At 55.8% G+C, this 15,701-nt stretch carries 14 protein-coding genes; 11 read left to right on the plus strand and 3 right to left on the minus strand.

From position 1 onward, the window contains the following. Positions 1-3: 3 nt before the first annotated feature. From M1136_03895 to M1136_03945, 11 genes are all read left to right on the plus strand, one after another. The gene (locus M1136_03895; GenBank protein MCL5074782.1) at positions 4-1,551 is read left to right on the plus strand and encodes a methylmalonyl-CoA carboxyltransferase; all 1,548 of its coding nucleotides are present in this window, start codon (positions 4-6) and stop codon (positions 1,549-1,551) included. Between the two features lie 14 nt (positions 1,552-1,565). After that, entirely contained in the window at positions 1,566-3,056 is a 1,491-nt protein-coding gene (locus M1136_03900) for an oxaloacetate decarboxylase subunit alpha (protein ID MCL5074783.1), read from the plus strand. Further along, positions 3,053-3,526, plus strand: a complete 474-nt coding sequence (locus M1136_03905; GenBank protein ID MCL5074784.1) for an acetyl-CoA carboxylase biotin carboxyl carrier protein subunit — start codon at positions 3,053-3,055, stop codon at positions 3,524-3,526. The genes M1136_03900 and M1136_03905 overlap by 4 nt, the downstream gene beginning before the upstream one ends. A 4-nt stretch (positions 3,527-3,530) precedes the next feature. After that, complete coding sequence (gene accC, locus M1136_03910; protein MCL5074785.1) at positions 3,531-5,036, plus strand: acetyl-CoA carboxylase biotin carboxylase subunit; 1,506 nt, start codon at positions 3,531-3,533, stop codon at positions 5,034-5,036. Then, the gene (locus M1136_03915) at positions 5,033-5,542 is read left to right on the plus strand and encodes a biotin/lipoyl-binding protein (protein MCL5074786.1); all 510 of its coding nucleotides are present in this window, start codon (positions 5,033-5,035) and stop codon (positions 5,540-5,542) included. Before accC ends, M1136_03915 begins: the two co-directional genes overlap by 4 nt. Positions 5,543-5,562: 20 nt before the next feature. Continuing rightward, on the plus strand, positions 5,563-7,242 hold the full coding sequence (locus M1136_03920; protein ID MCL5074787.1) for a methylmalonyl-CoA mutase family protein: 1,680 nt from the start codon (positions 5,563-5,565) through the stop codon (positions 7,240-7,242). A 179-nt stretch (positions 7,243-7,421) separates the two neighbouring features. Continuing rightward, entirely contained in the window at positions 7,422-7,838 is a 417-nt protein-coding gene (gene mce / locus M1136_03925) for a methylmalonyl-CoA epimerase (GenBank protein ID MCL5074788.1), read from the plus strand. Then, positions 7,804-8,370, plus strand: coding sequence for a cob(I)yrinic acid a,c-diamide adenosyltransferase (gene cobO / locus M1136_03930; protein MCL5074789.1), 567 nt, complete (start codon positions 7,804-7,806; stop codon positions 8,368-8,370). Before mce ends, cobO begins: the two co-directional genes overlap by 35 nt. A gap of 9 nt (positions 8,371-8,379) precedes the next feature. Beyond that, positions 8,380-8,799, plus strand: a complete 420-nt coding sequence (locus M1136_03935) for a cobalamin B12-binding domain-containing protein (GenBank protein MCL5074790.1) — start codon at positions 8,380-8,382, stop codon at positions 8,797-8,799. Then, the gene (gene meaB, locus M1136_03940) at positions 8,796-9,743 is read left to right on the plus strand and encodes a methylmalonyl Co-A mutase-associated GTPase MeaB (GenBank protein MCL5074791.1); all 948 of its coding nucleotides are present in this window, start codon (positions 8,796-8,798) and stop codon (positions 9,741-9,743) included. Before M1136_03935 ends, meaB begins: the two co-directional genes overlap by 4 nt. A gap of 121 nt (positions 9,744-9,864) precedes the next feature. Next, on the plus strand, positions 9,865-12,321 hold the full coding sequence (locus M1136_03945) for a glycosyltransferase family 39 protein (GenBank protein MCL5074792.1): 2,457 nt from the start codon (positions 9,865-9,867) through the stop codon (positions 12,319-12,321). A gap of 127 nt (positions 12,322-12,448) precedes the next feature. Here M1136_03945 and M1136_03950 read toward each other — a convergent pair whose 3' ends face one another. The 3 genes from M1136_03950 to M1136_03960 all read right to left on the minus strand — a co-directional run bounded on the left by M1136_03950 (position 12,449) and on the right by M1136_03960 (position 15,405). Then, complete coding sequence (locus tag M1136_03950; protein ID MCL5074793.1) at positions 12,449-13,183, minus strand: NAD+ synthase; 735 nt, start codon at positions 13,181-13,183, stop codon at positions 12,449-12,451. Positions 13,184-13,191: 8 nt separating this feature from the next. Beyond that, the gene (locus M1136_03955; GenBank protein MCL5074794.1) at positions 13,192-14,556 is read right to left on the minus strand and encodes a glutamine synthetase family protein; all 1,365 of its coding nucleotides are present in this window, start codon (positions 14,554-14,556) and stop codon (positions 13,192-13,194) included. A gap of 333 nt (positions 14,557-14,889) precedes the next feature. Next, positions 14,890-15,405 (minus strand): DUF421 domain-containing protein, encoded by a 516-nt coding sequence (locus M1136_03960; protein MCL5074795.1) that lies wholly within the window; start codon positions 15,403-15,405, stop codon positions 14,890-14,892. Between the last annotated feature and the right edge of the window lie 296 nt (positions 15,406-15,701).

A 15,701-nucleotide genomic window follows, 5' to 3' on the forward strand; every position in this document is an offset into this window, starting at 1 on the left:
ACCATGATAGAAGCCAAAATTGAGCGACTGCGCCAGATGTGGCAGGAAGCCCTCCTGGGGGGTGGCCGAAGAAGGATAGAGGAGCAACACGCTAAGGGCAAATTGACCGCTCGGGAGCGTCTCGACCTTCTCCTCGATGAGGGCAGCTTTCAAGAGTTGGATGCCTTCGTCACGCACCGAGCTACTGAATTTGGCCTGGAGAGACGAAGGTTCTTGGGAGACGGCGTCGTTAGTGGCTATGGCCGGATCGATGGCCGTCTCGTCTATGTCTACGCCCAAGATTTTACGGTCTTCGGCGGGTCCCTGTCTGAAACTCAGGCAATGAAGATCTGCAAGATCCTCGATATGGCCCTGAAAAATGGCGCACCGGTCATCGCTTTGGCCGACTCGGGCGGGGCGCGTATCCAAGAAGGGGTGGATAGCCTGGGAGGCTATGCCAGCATCTTCCTGCGTAACACCCTGGCCTCCGGTGTCATCCCCCAGATATCGGTCATAATGGGGCCATGCGCGGGGGGGGCCGTCTACTCACCCGCCTTAACCGATTTCATCTTTATGATTAAGGGGACAAGCCATATGTTTGTCACCGGCCCCACAGTGATTAAGGCCGTCACGCACGAGGATGTTACTTTTGAACACCTTGGTGGGGCAATGACACACAATGCCATCAGTGGCGTGGCTCACTTCGCCGCCGAGAGCGAAGAGGAATGCCTATCATTGGTCAGGCATCTGCTCAGTTTCATCCCTCAGAACAACCTGGAGGATCCACCGGCTGTTGAAACCTCCGATGACCCGGCCCGCGTAGACGATGGGCTGAATATGATCATCCCTGATAACCCTATCAAGCCTTACGATATGAAGGAGATTATTCGCCTGGTCTTTGACAACGGCCAATTCTTTGAGATCCAGGAGCACTTCGCCCAAAATATTATCATCGGCTTCGCCAGGCTGAATGGCCGCTCTATAGGCATCGTCGCTCAGCAGCCCAGCGTGTTAGCCGGCGTGTTGGATATCAATGCCTCAATAAAGGCAGCCCGTTTCGTGCGCTTCTGCGACTGTTTCAATATCCCTATCATCACCTTCGAAGATGTGCCCGGCTTTTTACCCGGCGTCGCCCAGGAACATGGTGGCATCATCCGCAACGGAGCCAAGCTGCTCTACGCTTACTGCGAGGCCACTGTGCCCAAAATCACGGTGATCACGCGCAAATCTTACGGCGGCGCCTACTGTGTCATGAACAGTAAGCACGTTCGCGGCGACATAAACTATGCCTGGCCATCAGCGGAGATAGCCGTGATGGGACCCGAGGGTGCGGTGGATATAATCTTCAAGCGAGAGATCGAGAGAGCAGCCGACCCCGAGGCTATGCGACAACAGCTTATTGAAGAATACCGCGAGAAGTTCGCTAGCCCCTACATTGCGGCCGCCCGCGGCTACATCGATGAGGTGATCGAGCCAAGCCAGACTCGTCCTAAACTGATCGTTGCCCTGGAGATGTTACAGAATAAGCGTGATAATAACCCACCCAAGAAACACGGTAACATACCTCTATAATTGTGGAATCTGCTATGAAAGAGAATCCGGTCAAAGTAACGGACACCGTCCTCAGAGATGCTCACCAATCCCTCCTGGCCACACGCCTGCGAACCGAGGACATGCTCCCCATCGCCACCCGCCTGGACGAGGTCGGCTATCACTCCCTTGAGGTTTGGGGGGGAGCAACATTCGATACCTGCCTGCGCTTCCTCCACGAGGACCCCTGGGAAAGACTGCGCCAGATTAAGTCCCATATTCGCAAGACACCCCTTCAAATGCTGCTGCGTGGCCAAAACATCGTCGGTTACCGCCATTATCCCGATGACATCGTCGAGCGCTTTGTCGCCAAGGCGCGCCAGAACGGCATCGACATCTTCCGCATCTTCGATGCTCTGAACGATATCCGTAATATGGAGTTGGCGATGAAGGTCGCCTGCCGAGAGGGGGCTCACGTCCAGGCAGCCATCTGTTACACCCTCAGTCCCGTACACAACATTGACCTGTACGTTCAATTAGCCAAGCAGTTAGAATCCCTGGGAGCTCATTCTATTTGTATCAAGGATATGGCCGGCATGCTCGCCCCCTACGAGGCCTACGAGTTAATAACGAGACTTAAAGAGAGCCTCGACCTACCGATCCAGTTGCATTGCCACTATACCAGCGGTATGGCGCAGGCGACCTATCTTAAGGCCGCGGAGGCGGGCATCGATATCGTTGATACGGCCATCTCCACCATGGCCCTGGGCAGCTCACAACCACCAACGGAGAGTTTCGTGAGCATGTTAAGGGGCACTCCTAGAGATACAGGGCTCGACCTGACCTTGCTCTCCGAGATTGCCCAATATTTCGCTGAAGTACGGAGGAGATATCGAGCCTTCGAGAGTGAGTTTAGCGGGGTAGATACGAATGTGCTCGTCTTCCAAATACCCGGAGGCATGATCTCCAACCTGGCCGCTCAACTTCAGGAACAGGGTGCGCTGGATAAGATGCCTGAGGTGCTACGGGAGGTGCCACAGGTGCGCCAGGAATTGGGTTATCCGCCACTAGTCACCCCATCCAGTCAAATCGTCGGTACACAGGCCACACTGAATGTTCTGCTTGGAAAGCGCTATAAGGTCATCCCAAAGGAGGTAAAATCCTACATCAAGGGTCTCTACGGCCGTCCGCCAGCACCGGTAGATGAGAGGATCAGGCGGCTGGCGATCGATGATGAGGAAACCGTGGAGCAGAGGCCAGCTGATTTGTTGCCTCCTGAATACGCCCAAGCGGCTAAGGAGAGCGCAGCATACAGCCGGAGCGAAGAGGATGTGCTCTCCTATGCCCTCTTTCCCTCCATAGCCCTGGAATTCTTCAAGGGGAGAGCGGCTGGGGAGCAGCTGGAGCAGGAGGTTGTGGCAGCCATCGCGGCAGCTATCAGCCACTCAAGTGGGCCGAAACCTCCCACTTCGGCCGACCGTTCACTATGGAGAATGACCGGGCGCCTTCGTTCAACGGCCCTTGATGAGTTGCGCTGGATCAAATGAAATTAAATATAGATGGCAAAGCATACTATGTTCAGTTGAATCAGGATACGGTCAGCGTTGATGGGAACTCCTTTAAGGTGCAAGTGCGAAGGGAGGATTCCCAATTCACGATCCAGGTCAACGGGCGCCCCTATAAAATAGAGCTTCAGGGACGCACCGTACTGGTCAATGGAAAAGCCTATCGGGTGGAGACGCTAGGAGCAGGCGTGAGGACCCCTACTCCACTTGCCCCCAAAACCGTGCCCAGGGTGCCTGACTTTGGCGTCGTGAAGGCACTTATGCCCGGTAGGGTCATCTCTATCAGGGTAAGAGAAGGAGCTGAAGTAAAAGAGGACGCCGTCTTAATGATCATCGAGGCGATGAAAATGGAAAACGAGATTCGTGCCCCACAGGGCGGGATGGTGAAGAGGATCGCTGTTGCTGAGGGTACGACCGTTAACAACAGTGACGTGCTGATAGTGTTAGAATAAGGTCATGTTTCGCAAGGTACTAGTGGCCAATCGAGGGGAAATAGCCGTCCGTATCCTACGAGCCTGTGCTGAACTGGGCATCTCTACCGTAGCGGTCTACTCAGATGTAGACCGCAACTCGCTCCACGTACGCTATGCCGACGAGTCCTACCCAATTGGTCCAGCGCTGGCGAAGGACAGCTATTTGCGCGCGGATAAGATTATCGAAGTGGCCAGGCGATGCCAGGCGGAGGCCATCCATCCCGGTTACGGCTTTCTAGCCGAAGATGCCACCTTTGCCCAGTCCTGTCTTGACGCAGGGATCATCTTTATCGGCCCACCACCACAAACGATCTTGGCTATGGGCGACAAGATCACAGCCCGCCGGACTATGCAGGCAGTGGGCATCCAGGTTGTTCCCGGTAGCTATGCGGAGCTACGTGATGCAGACGAAGCTGCGGCTGAAGCAGAACGTCTCGGCTTGCCGATAGTGATCAAGTCTGCCGCCGGTGGTGGAGGAAGAGGGATGCGCATCGTGCGGCATCTAGAGGACCTACCTGCGGCCTTCGACTCTGCCTACCGGGAGTCCATCGCTGCTTTTGGGCGAGCCGGTCTCTACCTGGAAAAGCATCTTGATGGCGTCCGTCATATCGAATTTCAGTTACTGGCTGATCGCTATGGCAATATCGTCCATCTGGGTGAACGCGAGTGCTCCATACAGCGTCGACATCAAAAGCTGATCGAGGAGGCGCCCTCAGCTGTGGTTGACGAGGAGCTACGCCAGAGGATGGGAGAGATGGCAGTGGGGGCAGCCAAGGCGGCCCACTATGAGAGCGTCGGCACGGTTGAGTTTCTGCTGGATAAGGATAAGAACTTCTACTTCCTGGAGATGAATACACGCCTCCAGGTCGAACATCCGGTCACAGAATTGGCAACCGGGGTCGATATCGTCCTGGAACAGTTGCGTATGGCCGCAGGACGCAAGCTACGTTACGCCCAGGAGGATATCAAGATCAAGGGCTGGGCCATCGAGTGTCGCATCGCCGCCGAGGACCCCTATAACAATTTCCTACCCTCCATAGGACGGGTGACGGCTGTTTACGAACCGAGTGGATCTGGTGTGCGTCTGGACAGTGGTATTTACGATGGCTTTGAGGTATCGCTATACTACGATCCTTTGATCGCCAAGCTAGCTGTCTGGGGGGAGACGCGTGGACAGGCTATCCTGAGGATGAGAAGGGCCTTGCGTGAATACAAGATCATCGGCATCCAGACCAATATTCCCTTTCATCTAAGCGTGATGGATACGGCCAGTTTCATCGGTGGTCGGTATGATACCAGCTATTTAGATAGCCGTCCCCCCACTGCGGATGAAGCGGAGAGAGACCAACAACGCCATATTGCCGCGGTGGCCGCCGCGGTTATAGCCCACCAGAACAGACAGAAGGCTTTTGTCAGGCACCATGCGGAGAGGTTAGGGTTCATAGGCTGGAAATCGGCAGCCAGACGGGAAGGGCTGAGGCCAAAGTGAAATATTTCGCCCAGGTGGATGACGAAGAGATCGAAATCGACATCGGTGAAGAGAAGGGTGGCATTGTCCAGGTTAAGGTCACCGATCGCCCGCTGATCATAGATCTGCAACAAGTGGCTGATACCTCCCTCTATTCCCTAATCGTGGATCAACTATCCTATGAGGTGTTCGTTGAACAGCAAGAGGGCGAATATACCGTCATCATTGGCGGGCAATTATACCGGGTGCAGGTACAGGACGAGCGAGCCAAGCGGCTTTCGGCCGTGGTGAGGAAGGAAAGAAGAGAGGAGGGCGAGCTGGCCCTAAAGGCGCCGATGCCTGGCTTGATCGTCCGGCTGGACGTTCGTTCCGGCCAACGGGTGGCTAAAGGCGAGCGGCTGCTCGTGCTCGAGGCGATGAAAATGGAAAACGAGCTGCGCTCGCCGCGGGATGCGACGGTGAGAGCCATTTACGTTCAAAAGGGGCAGAAAGTAGAGCACGGAGGCCTTTTGCTTTCGCTAGCCTAGCGCTAAAGGGGAGAAGGAATATGTCAACACCCGCTGATCTGGCAGCCAAGGAAAGGGGAAGGTGGGAGAAGGAAACGGTCGGGCCAACTGTGCAACGTTGTCCTGAACGCCAGGAGCATTTTGCCACCTCTTCCCAAATCCCCATTCAACGACTCTATGGCCCGGACGATACGGCCCAAATGGATTACCTCTCTGACCTCGGCTTTCCAGGCGAATATCCCTTCACCAGGGGGGTACAACCGACTATGTATCGGGGGAGACTCTGGACGATGCGTCAATACGCCGGTTATGGTACCGCCGAGGAGTCCAACCGGCGCTACCGCTATCTCCTCGAAGAGGGGCAAACAGGGCTTTCGGTAGCCTTCGACCTACCAACCCAGCTGGGCTATGATTCCAACCATCCCTTAGCTCTGGGTGAAGTAGGCAAGGTCGGCGTAGCCATCGACTCCCTAGAGGATATGGAGCGTCTTTTTGACCAGATCCCCCTTGATAAGGTCAGCACCTCGATGACGATCAATGCCACAGCAGCGATAATCCTCGGCATGTACATCGCCGTGGCTAAGCGCCGAAGCATCACCTCAGCGCAGCTTATGGGTACCATTCAAAATGACATCTTAAAAGAATACATCGCCAGGGGAACCTATATCTTTCCCCCGAAACCATCGTTGCGCCTGGTGACCGATCTGATCGCTTACTGTAGCGCCCACCTGCCCCGTTGGAACTCCATTTCCATTAGCGGCTATCATATTCGGGAGGCCGGGGCGACGGCCGTACAAGAGCTGGCCTTCACTCTGGCCAACGCCATCACCTACGTCGAAGCAGCCTTGGCGGTGGGACTGGACCTCGATGACTTTGGGCCGCGCCTCTCCTTCTTTTTTAACGCCCATAATGACCTCTTTGAAGAGGTGGCCAAGTTCAGGGCAGGGCGACGGCTTTGGGCGAAGATTATGCGCCATCGCTTTGGGGCTAAGGATCCCCGCTCCTGGATGCTCCGTTTCCACGCGCAGACAGCCGGCTCCACCCTGACGGCCCAACAGCCGGAGAACAACATCGTCCGTACCACCATCCAGGCCCTGGCGGCTGTATTGGGTGGAACACAGTCCTTACACACTAATTCCATGGACGAGGCTCTGGCCTTACCCTCAGAGAAGGCTGTGCGCATCGCCTTGCGCACCCAGCAAATCCTCGCCTACGAAAGTGGGGTGGCTGATACCATCGATCCTCTGGCTGGTAGTTATTACTTAGAGGCGTTGACCAACGAGATGGAGAGAAGGGCCCAGGAGTACCTGAGTCGAATCGAGGCCATGGGTGGCACTCTGGTGGCCCTCGAGAGGGGATTCTTCCAACGCGAGATTCAGGAAAGCGCCTATCGTTATCAGCAAGAGGTGGAAAGGGGACAGCGGACGGTAATCGGCGTCAACAAATTCGCCACTTGGAGGGGCGAGGTGACCTCGCCCCTACTATGGCAGACTGATCCTCAGATCGCATTAGAGGCGACAAGAAGGCTGGCCGATCTGCGCAGACGCCGCGACAACGAGCTGGTCAATTCTCTCCTAGGCGAGCTGCGGGAAACAGCCCGCGGCTCCGATAATCTGGTACCAGTGATCCTGCGTTGTGTGGAAAACCTCTGCACCCTGGGAGAGATATGCGACGTGCTACGTTCCGTTTTCGGTGAGTACAAAGAGACGTTGGTAATTTAGGCTGGGGTTTGGGGTATCCCCAAACCCTTATTCCCCCCTCTCCCGCCGGGGCGAGGGGAGGTCAAGGTAGGTGCAACCGCAAGGGTTGCCCCTACGGGGAGGGTCCTATCCGCCTTCGGCGGACGCCCTAACTATTCTCCTCCTTCTCCCGCAAGGCGGGAGAAGGAGGATACAGGAGGATGAGGGTATCTAAAATGATAAAGAGAGTCAATCATGTGGCTGTGGCCGTAAGGGATACCGAAGAGGCACTGCGGTTCTACAAAGAGGTCCTGGGACTGCAACCTTCTGAATCGAAGGCTGCGCCTGAGCAAGGTCTGAAGATTACGTTCCTCCCCATCGGGGATGGGGAGATCGAGTTCCTTGAGCCCATCAGTGAAACGAGTACGGTGGCCAAGTTCCTGGAGAAGAGGGGTGAAGGGCTTCACCATATTTGCCTTGAGGTGGATGATATCGAAGCAACCCTGCACTCCTTAAGCGAACGTGGCGTACCGTTAGTAGACACGATACCCCGCGTCGGTGCGCATGGCACAAGGATCGCCTTCATCCATCCGGAGGCAGCCCATGGCATCCTCATCGAGCTCAGCGAAACGAAATGAGCTTAGACAAGGGACCAACCTGGGACTAGTGCATGTTTATACCGGCGATGGCAAGGGCAAGACTACGGCGGCCCTCGGTTTGGCCCTCCGCGCTGTCGGCCAGGGTCTACGGGTGCACATCGTTCAATTCCTGAAAGGCGTCGCCTACGGTGAGGTCAAGTCTCTAGCCCGGTTACCTAACATCAGCCTGGTACAGTTTGGCTCCGCTGAATGGGTGCATCCGGAAAGGATCACTGTGAAGGATCGACGGCTGGCTTTGGGCGGACTAGAACACGCCCGAGAAGCCATTCACAGTGGATACTATGACCTGGTTATCCTTGATGAGATCAATATCGCTGTGGCATGGAACCTCTTGCCCCTGGAAGCAGTGCTGGACCTGATCCGTGCCAGACCGAAAGGCGTCGAACTGGTTCTGACCGGGCGTCAGGCACCACCCGAGGTCATCGAACTAGCTGATCTGGTGACGGAGATGAAAGAAATCAAACATCCCTTTGGACGGGGGGTTATGGCTCGCCGTGGTATCGAGTTCTAAGGGGGTCTTATGACTGGAGAGAGGAAAATAAGAGTACTGATAGCCAAGCCAGGCCTAGACGGCCACGATCGTGGGGCAAAGGTGGTGGCACGGGCCCTGTGCGATGCTGGCATGGAGGTCATTTACACTGGCCTGAGGCAAACGCCAGAGATGATCGTTGAGGCGGCCATCCAGGAGGATGTCGACGTCATTGGGTTGAGCATCCTCTCAGGGGCCCATATGGTGCTCATTCCCCGCCTAATGGAGCTGCTTAAGGCACGGGGGGCGGAGGATATCCCGGTCATTGTGGGGGGCATCATCCCTGATGGGGATGGGCCAGTTCTGAGGGAGATGGGAATTAAGGACATCTTTGGGCCTGGAACGCCTATGCCAGAGATCGTCGCTTTCCTGAGAGACAACATCCGCCAGATAGGGCCCGCTAGGCCGTGAAAGAGATCGTGGAACGTCTCCTGCAAGGGGACCGGCGCGCCCTATCCAGGCTCATTACGATGATCGAGAACCGAACACCGGGGACCCGTGAGGCGCTACGCCAGCTTCACCCTCACACTGGCCGGGCTCATATCATCGGTATCACCGGCGCACCGGGGACAGGCAAGAGCACTCTGGTCAATCAGTTGGTGAGGGGGTTTCGTCAACTAGGCCGGAGCGTCGGGGTGATCGCGGTCGATCCGACCAGCCCCTTCACTGGTGGAGCCCTTCTGGGCGACCGCGTGCGCATGACGGAGCTCAGCTCCGACCCAGGCGTTTTCATCCGCAGCATGGCCACGCGTGGTCATCTCGGCGGCCTGGCCGAAGCGACGGCTGCTGCGGTCAGGGCCTTAGATGCCTTCGGCTGTCAACTCGTCATCGTAGAGACCGTTGGGGTAGGGCAAGATGAGGTGGAGATAGCCAGCACGGCACATACCGTCGTCGTGGTCACAGTACCCGGACTTGGCGATGAGATCCAGGTCATCAAGGCTGGCATCTTAGAGATCGCCGACCTCTTCGTGGTCAATAAGTCCGATAAGGAGAATGCAGCGCGGTTGGTCTCTGAGCTCGAGATGTTGCAGACCCTTCGGCCGAGAGATGAGTCCTGGACACCACCTATTCTGCAAACCGTAGCGACGACTGGTCAGGGGATTGGTGCCCTGATCGAGACCATCCAGCAGCACAAACAGTATCTGGAAGAGAGTGGCCTCTTACCGCAACGTCTCCGCCAGAGGGCCAGGGAGGAGCTGATCGAGGCCATCAAGGAGGAGTTTGGTCGGCGGCTTTTCCAGACGAGCGAGTCCCATCTAGAGATGCTCGTCGAGCAGATAGCCACGGGGCAACTCGATCCCCACACGGCGGCGGAGCGTATTTTAAACCGGTCTACGGTGAGGCCAATAAAGTGAATTCAGCAAAGGTCTGTCTCAATCCACTCCCCTCTATGCTGCTTACCCTGGACTTCCGTCCGATCCCCCGCATCTATGATAACGTCATCGGTAAGGGACAGAAAGGAGATCGACATCGGCTATGCCAGAACGCCCCGATTATGGTCCGATAGGGCCTCTGAGAGAAGGTTGGGGGCTGCGATTCGAGCTTCTCCTAGTGGGGCTGACCCTCGCCCTTGCCACTTATCTGCGGCTGGCATATCTCGACTTTGGCCAGTTCCGCCCCGATGATGCCAATCTGTGGGAGATAGCGCGCAACGCTTTCGACCAACATAGGCTCCTCGATCGTGGCATGGTCTCCTCCATAGGCGTGCCCAATGGCCCCTTCCAAGCCTATCTCCTCATGCTGGCCATGCCCTTCACCTCGCGGCTCATTGGGCCCTACATTGTGGTGGCCCTGCTCAATGTGCTGGCCGTGGCCGCTTGTTGGGGTTTCACTCGGGCCTACTTCGGTCGTGGGATTGCCTTGATTGCGGCTCTACTCTTTGCAGTCAACCCCTGGGCCGTGGTGTTCTCGCGGCGGCTATTGGGCAACGACATGATGCCCCTATTCACGGTCCTGCTGGTGTGGTCATTGTGTGACCTTATCACCAAGGGCCGCCGTCGCGACGGTGTCCTACCCTTCTTATGGCTAGCCATCCTCACCCAGGTTTACGTTGTGGCCCTTGTCCACCTGGTTACGGCCGCGGTGGGCTTCGCCCTGGGACTCAGCAGGGTACCTAAACGATGGTTCCTAGGGGGCGTGGCCCTATTTGCTCTTTTAGCTACGCCTTACCTGTTTGGTGCGGTGCTTCCCAATCTAGGCAACCTGCGCAACGTGACGGAGCCTAGCCCAGGCACGCTGGCTTATCTTTCTTCCAGAGTGGATCTCGATAGCCTGCGGGCTGCCTTCCTCATCGTGGGCAATGAGGGGTACCAGGCCTATGCTAATCAAGGAGGTCAGGTGCTGGATGCAACAAGGGGCGTACCCGATGCCTTCAGCCTCTTTGCGCGGTTCTTGATGGCCTTGGGCATCTTCTTCTCGCTGACCCGTGTTATAGGGTTGTCCAAAAGGCGAGAATTCAGGGCAGCAGCTCCCTACTTACTATCACTGCTGACAATCTTTCTGCCCGTGATGTTTTTAGTAGACCACGCCAGCCCGGTATATCCCAACTACCTGTTAGCAGGCTATCCTATGCAATTCCTTATGATGGGTATCGGGGTAGCTGAGGTTTATAAGCGGCTACGCAGTTTACTATCCCCCCTTTTGCCGTTAGGTTTGGTGACCGCCTTGGCGGCTCTCGTTGTGATTCAGCTGCTGCTGGCCAGGGTCTTTTTCCAGGTCATCCCCGAGTACTGGGTCAAAAGCGACTACGGTCTGCCCCTGGCTTATGCTGAGAATGTGCTGACTCTGACTCAACGAATGATAAAGGAGCGTCAGTTGGAACGGGTCTATGTAGCAGGGGCCGGCGAGAGAGATGTTATAGTGTATCAGCTACTACGACACAATCTTAAGAATGTCTTTCATTTCAGCACAGCGGATACCTTTGTGGTGCCGCGGGAGGGAAGCGGCCCTGTAATGTATTTAGTCTCGGAGAGGGAGAGCCCTGGGGCCAAAGTGCTATGGTCGAATTTTCCTCGCTCTGAGATCGCTTCCCTCGAGATGCCAGGAAGTGGGGTAGAGTTCTCATTTTTCCGGATAGACGCTAAGGATATGCCTAAAGCCCTCCAGCCCCTGGTTCAAAAGTCAACAGCGGCGGACTTTGCGTTCGAGAAGGTAGTGCGACTGAATACCTTCAGCGTAGAGCGAGATCTTCAGCCAGGAACTACTTCGACGATAGCCCTTCTGTGGACAGCGCCGGGCGATGCTACTTCTAAGCGGTACAATATCTCCATCCACTTGATAGATAGTGAATATGTGGTCTACGAGGGAAGGGATATGCCCTTCTATTTCTCCAGCCAGTGGTGTCAAGGGGACCATATCGTTACCTGGATCACCATGTCTCTTCCTCTTGACCTGACACCAAGGGCTTATTGGTGGCTGATCAAGGTCTACAGGACGACTTCGCTCACGGACTTTCGCAACTTGCTCGTCACAGACGCCACTGGTAATCCACTGGGTGACGGCGTCAGGTTGGGGCCTCTGTTAGTTCCCCAGAAGGGGATAGGGGAGCCCGAGTTTCGGGTGAAGGCTGATTTTGGGGGTAAGGTGGTCCTCTGGGGCTACGATCTGGACCGGGATACGTACCATCCGGGAGACGAGGTGAACATCCAACTCTACTGGCGGGCACTAACAGGGATCGAGCGGGATTACACCGTTTTCGTACACCTTCTCGATGGACAGGGAAAGATGATAACCCAACACGATGGCTATCCAGACCAGGGGAGGTTTCCCACCACAGCCTGGCAGCCGGGCAGGACAGTGCTCGATAGGCACAGCCTCACCCTGCCCCATAGCACCCCACCAGGCACTTATACGATCGAAGTCGGACTGTACTACCTGCCAACGGGGGAGAGACTCGGTGGTGGTGTTTTTAAGTTCCCCTTGACGGTGGAATGAAAACCCTCGCAACGTAGGGGCGACCGGCTGGTCGCCTCTACGTTCTGTTCCACCCTCGCGAGGGGTGATATCCAACCCTTGGGAACCGAGAAGCCGATAGAGGGTCTGGGGAAAAGCCCTCTGCGGCTCAGAAAGAGGGTTGGAAGATCAAAGGCAGGGAGCGCTTGTGCCTCGAGCGCTCATACATGCCCTGCACCACGGCGATAACCGCCGGGTCGCAGCCAGAGGCGCCGCCCCGCTCGATGGCCTCGATGGCCTTATCAAGGTCCTCATAGGTTATCCCCAGCTCACCCTCATCTGTCTGTCCAGCCCATAGACCGGCGCTAGGTGGTCTAGCGATGATTTCCTGAGGTATGCCCAAATCTCTGGCCAGCTGTCGTACCTGTGTCTTCAACAGCCCCCCAAGAGGCAGAATATCCACCCCACCATCACCATACTTGGTGAAATAGCCCACCATAAGCTCACTCTTGTTTCCTGTACCAGCTACCAGATAACCTCGGCTGTTGGCGAAATAGTAAAGGGTCAACATGCGCAGCCTAGGTTTCAGATTGGCCTGAGCCATCTCGTTCCCTGGAGGTACCAACTCCAAGAAAGAGTCAAGGAGCGGAGCCAGGTCCACCCGCACTGTGGGGATACCGAACCTAGAGGCGACCAGTTTGGCATATTCCTCATCGGTTGGCTGACTACGGCAGGGCATAATTAGCCCCAGCACATGGTCGCCCATGGCCCGCCTGGCTAAAACCCCTACCACCGAAGAATCTATACCACCACTTAGTCCAACGACTACACCACTGCTATTCGCCTCTTTAACAGTTTGCTGTATCCATCGACATATCTGATCGGCCAGAGTCACCCTTCTCATACCTCCCGTCAGTATATTTCCAGATAGCGCTCCACCTCCCAAGGACTGACGTAGAGGCGGTACTGATCCCACTCCAGCGTCTTCGCCTCCAGGAAGCGCTCATAGACATGTTCGCCAAGGGCCTCACGCACAACAACCTCGTCCTTCTTGAGCTCCTCCAGCGCCTCTCCCAGCGTGGACGGCAGGACCCCGATGTTGCGTCGTTTCAATTCGCTCTCGTCCAAATGATAGACATTCTCTTCCACCGCTTCGGGTAGCGGCAGTCGCCTCCTGATGCCGTTTAAACCGGCCTGGAGCATTACAGCGAAGGCGAGGTAGGGGTTACAAGAAGGATCAGGGCAGCGCAGCTCGATCCGCGTGGCGGCTGTGTTGCCGGGACTAACCTTAGGCACACGGATCAAGGCTGAACGATTGATATGAGCCCAACTGATATAAACTGGTGCTTCGTAGCCGGGCACAAGTCGCTTGTAGGAGTTCACCAGAGGGGCCAAGATGGCACACATGCCCCTGGCATGATAGAGCTGCCCGGCGATAAAATACTTGGCCACGTCCGATAGCTTGTACTCGTCTTCCTCAGCGGCGAAGGCGTTTTGGTTGGTGGCAATGTCAAATAGACTTTGGTGAGTATGCATCCCTGAGCCGTTAATGCCAAAGATCGGCTTAGGCATAAAGGTGGCGTGTAAGCCGCTCTTTTGAGCGATAGCCTTAAGAGTGTACTTGAAGGTCACGGCATTGTCAGCTGTCCGCAGGGCATCAGCATACTCGAAATCGATCTCGTGCTGTCCGACAGCTACCTCGTGATGGCTTGCCTCCACCTTTATACCCATCAGCTGCAGAGCATTCACCATCTCCTTGCGGACATGAGAGGCCAGGTCAGTAGAAAAATCGAAATAACCGCCCCGGTCATGGGGCAGGGGGGCGATGCGCCCGGCCTCATCGGGCTTAAAAAGGAAGAACTCCAGTTCGGGGCCCGTGTAGTAGGAGTAGCCCAGCTTCTTCGCTTCATTTAGAGACCTGGCTAACACAGCGCGTGGATCGCCAGGGAATAGATCGCCATTGGGGCTGAAAACCCAGCAGATCAGCCGCGCTGTCCTGTTTACGTCTGTCTCCCAGGGGAGCACCGCAAAGGTGTTGAGATCCGGCATCAGGAACATATCCGATTCGGCGATGCGGGCGAATCCCTCGATAGAGGAACCATCGAACCATAGCCCGCTCCTGACAGCTCGCTCCAGTTGATTGATGGGAATGGTTACACTCTTCACCACACCCACGATGTCTGTAAATTGGAGATTGACGAACCTGACCCCCTCGGCTTCGGCTCTCTCCAAAACCGCATCGGCCAAAGTATCTTGCGTGTCTTCGCTAGGTAGCATCTGTTATCTCCCTTCTTTTATTTAAAGTGCCCTCACCCCCTGACTCCCTCTCCCGTCCTTCCCGGACGGGAAGGACGGGAGAGGGAGGAGAAATAGTTAGGGCATCCGCCGAAGGCGGATAAGACCCTCCTAGGCTGTGATCACCGAAAACTGTAGAGGCGAGGTCACCTCGCCCTCTTATATTTGTCTATTTAATGAGGGCACGGGAACCGTGCCCCTACCTTATTGCATCTCCCTACGCTTTATCCATTATAACATTAGGGTAATTCAGTGTCACCTCAGGGGCAAACCCGCTGCAGTAATATGCGCACGGGCGAGGGCTGGGTTCTCCCCTCAACCTCTGTGCCTGAGGAAGCGCAGGCGCCGTTTGGTTCTAATGACATTTGCTGAGGCTGGTACGATGCTGATGGTGCCATCGATCTCCAAGACGGCCAGGGACACCTCCTTGATCTCAGTTACGCCATGCTCTCGGAGAGCAGCGAATAGCTCTTGTTCGTCTACTATCTCCCTTCGTATGTTCTCTTGAACCATCTCCCCATCTTTAATCAAGATGGTGGGTGTTCCCTCGATCAAGGCTTCCAGAGGCCTACTCTTAACTGCCAAGGCCGAAACAGCGTAGTTAACGACGAGCAAGGTAGCAGCGGCCAGCACCCCGCCTGTAACAGAGGTATCTGGCCCTGTCATCGCATTCTGAACGGCATTAGCGATGAGTAAGAGCACCACCAGGTCAAAGGGGGTCATCTGCCCCAACTGACGTTTACCAAAGACGCGTAGTCCCACCAACAAAGTGGCATAGATTATCACTGTCCTTAGCAGGATTTCCCAGAATGGTGCTGCCAAGCCTAGCATTTCGTCCTCCCTCCTCTATTTAGCTCTAGACTAAGTTATAGCAGTCAGTGTCACCCTTAGGCAAGAGTACTCCCTGGAAAAGGAGGGTTCAGCGAAGGCTATAACACCCCGCTCAAGGGGTATACAATCGTCAAGACAGTGTGTTACCCACTTCCTAAGCCGCATTTGCCTGATTGCGTTCAGATGCCTCCGTGACAGTTAGAGGATGTTGATAAGTAGTAGTGGGGAGGGGGTATGGGGGAGGGGTATCCACATGTGGATAACTTCTTGCCCCAGGACTGGTCAAAAAGAGAGCC

The sequence above is a fragment of the Chloroflexota bacterium genome (assembly GCA_023475225.1).
Lineage (GTDB): Bacteria > Chloroflexota > UBA6077 > FW602-bin22 > JAMCVK01 > JAMCVK01.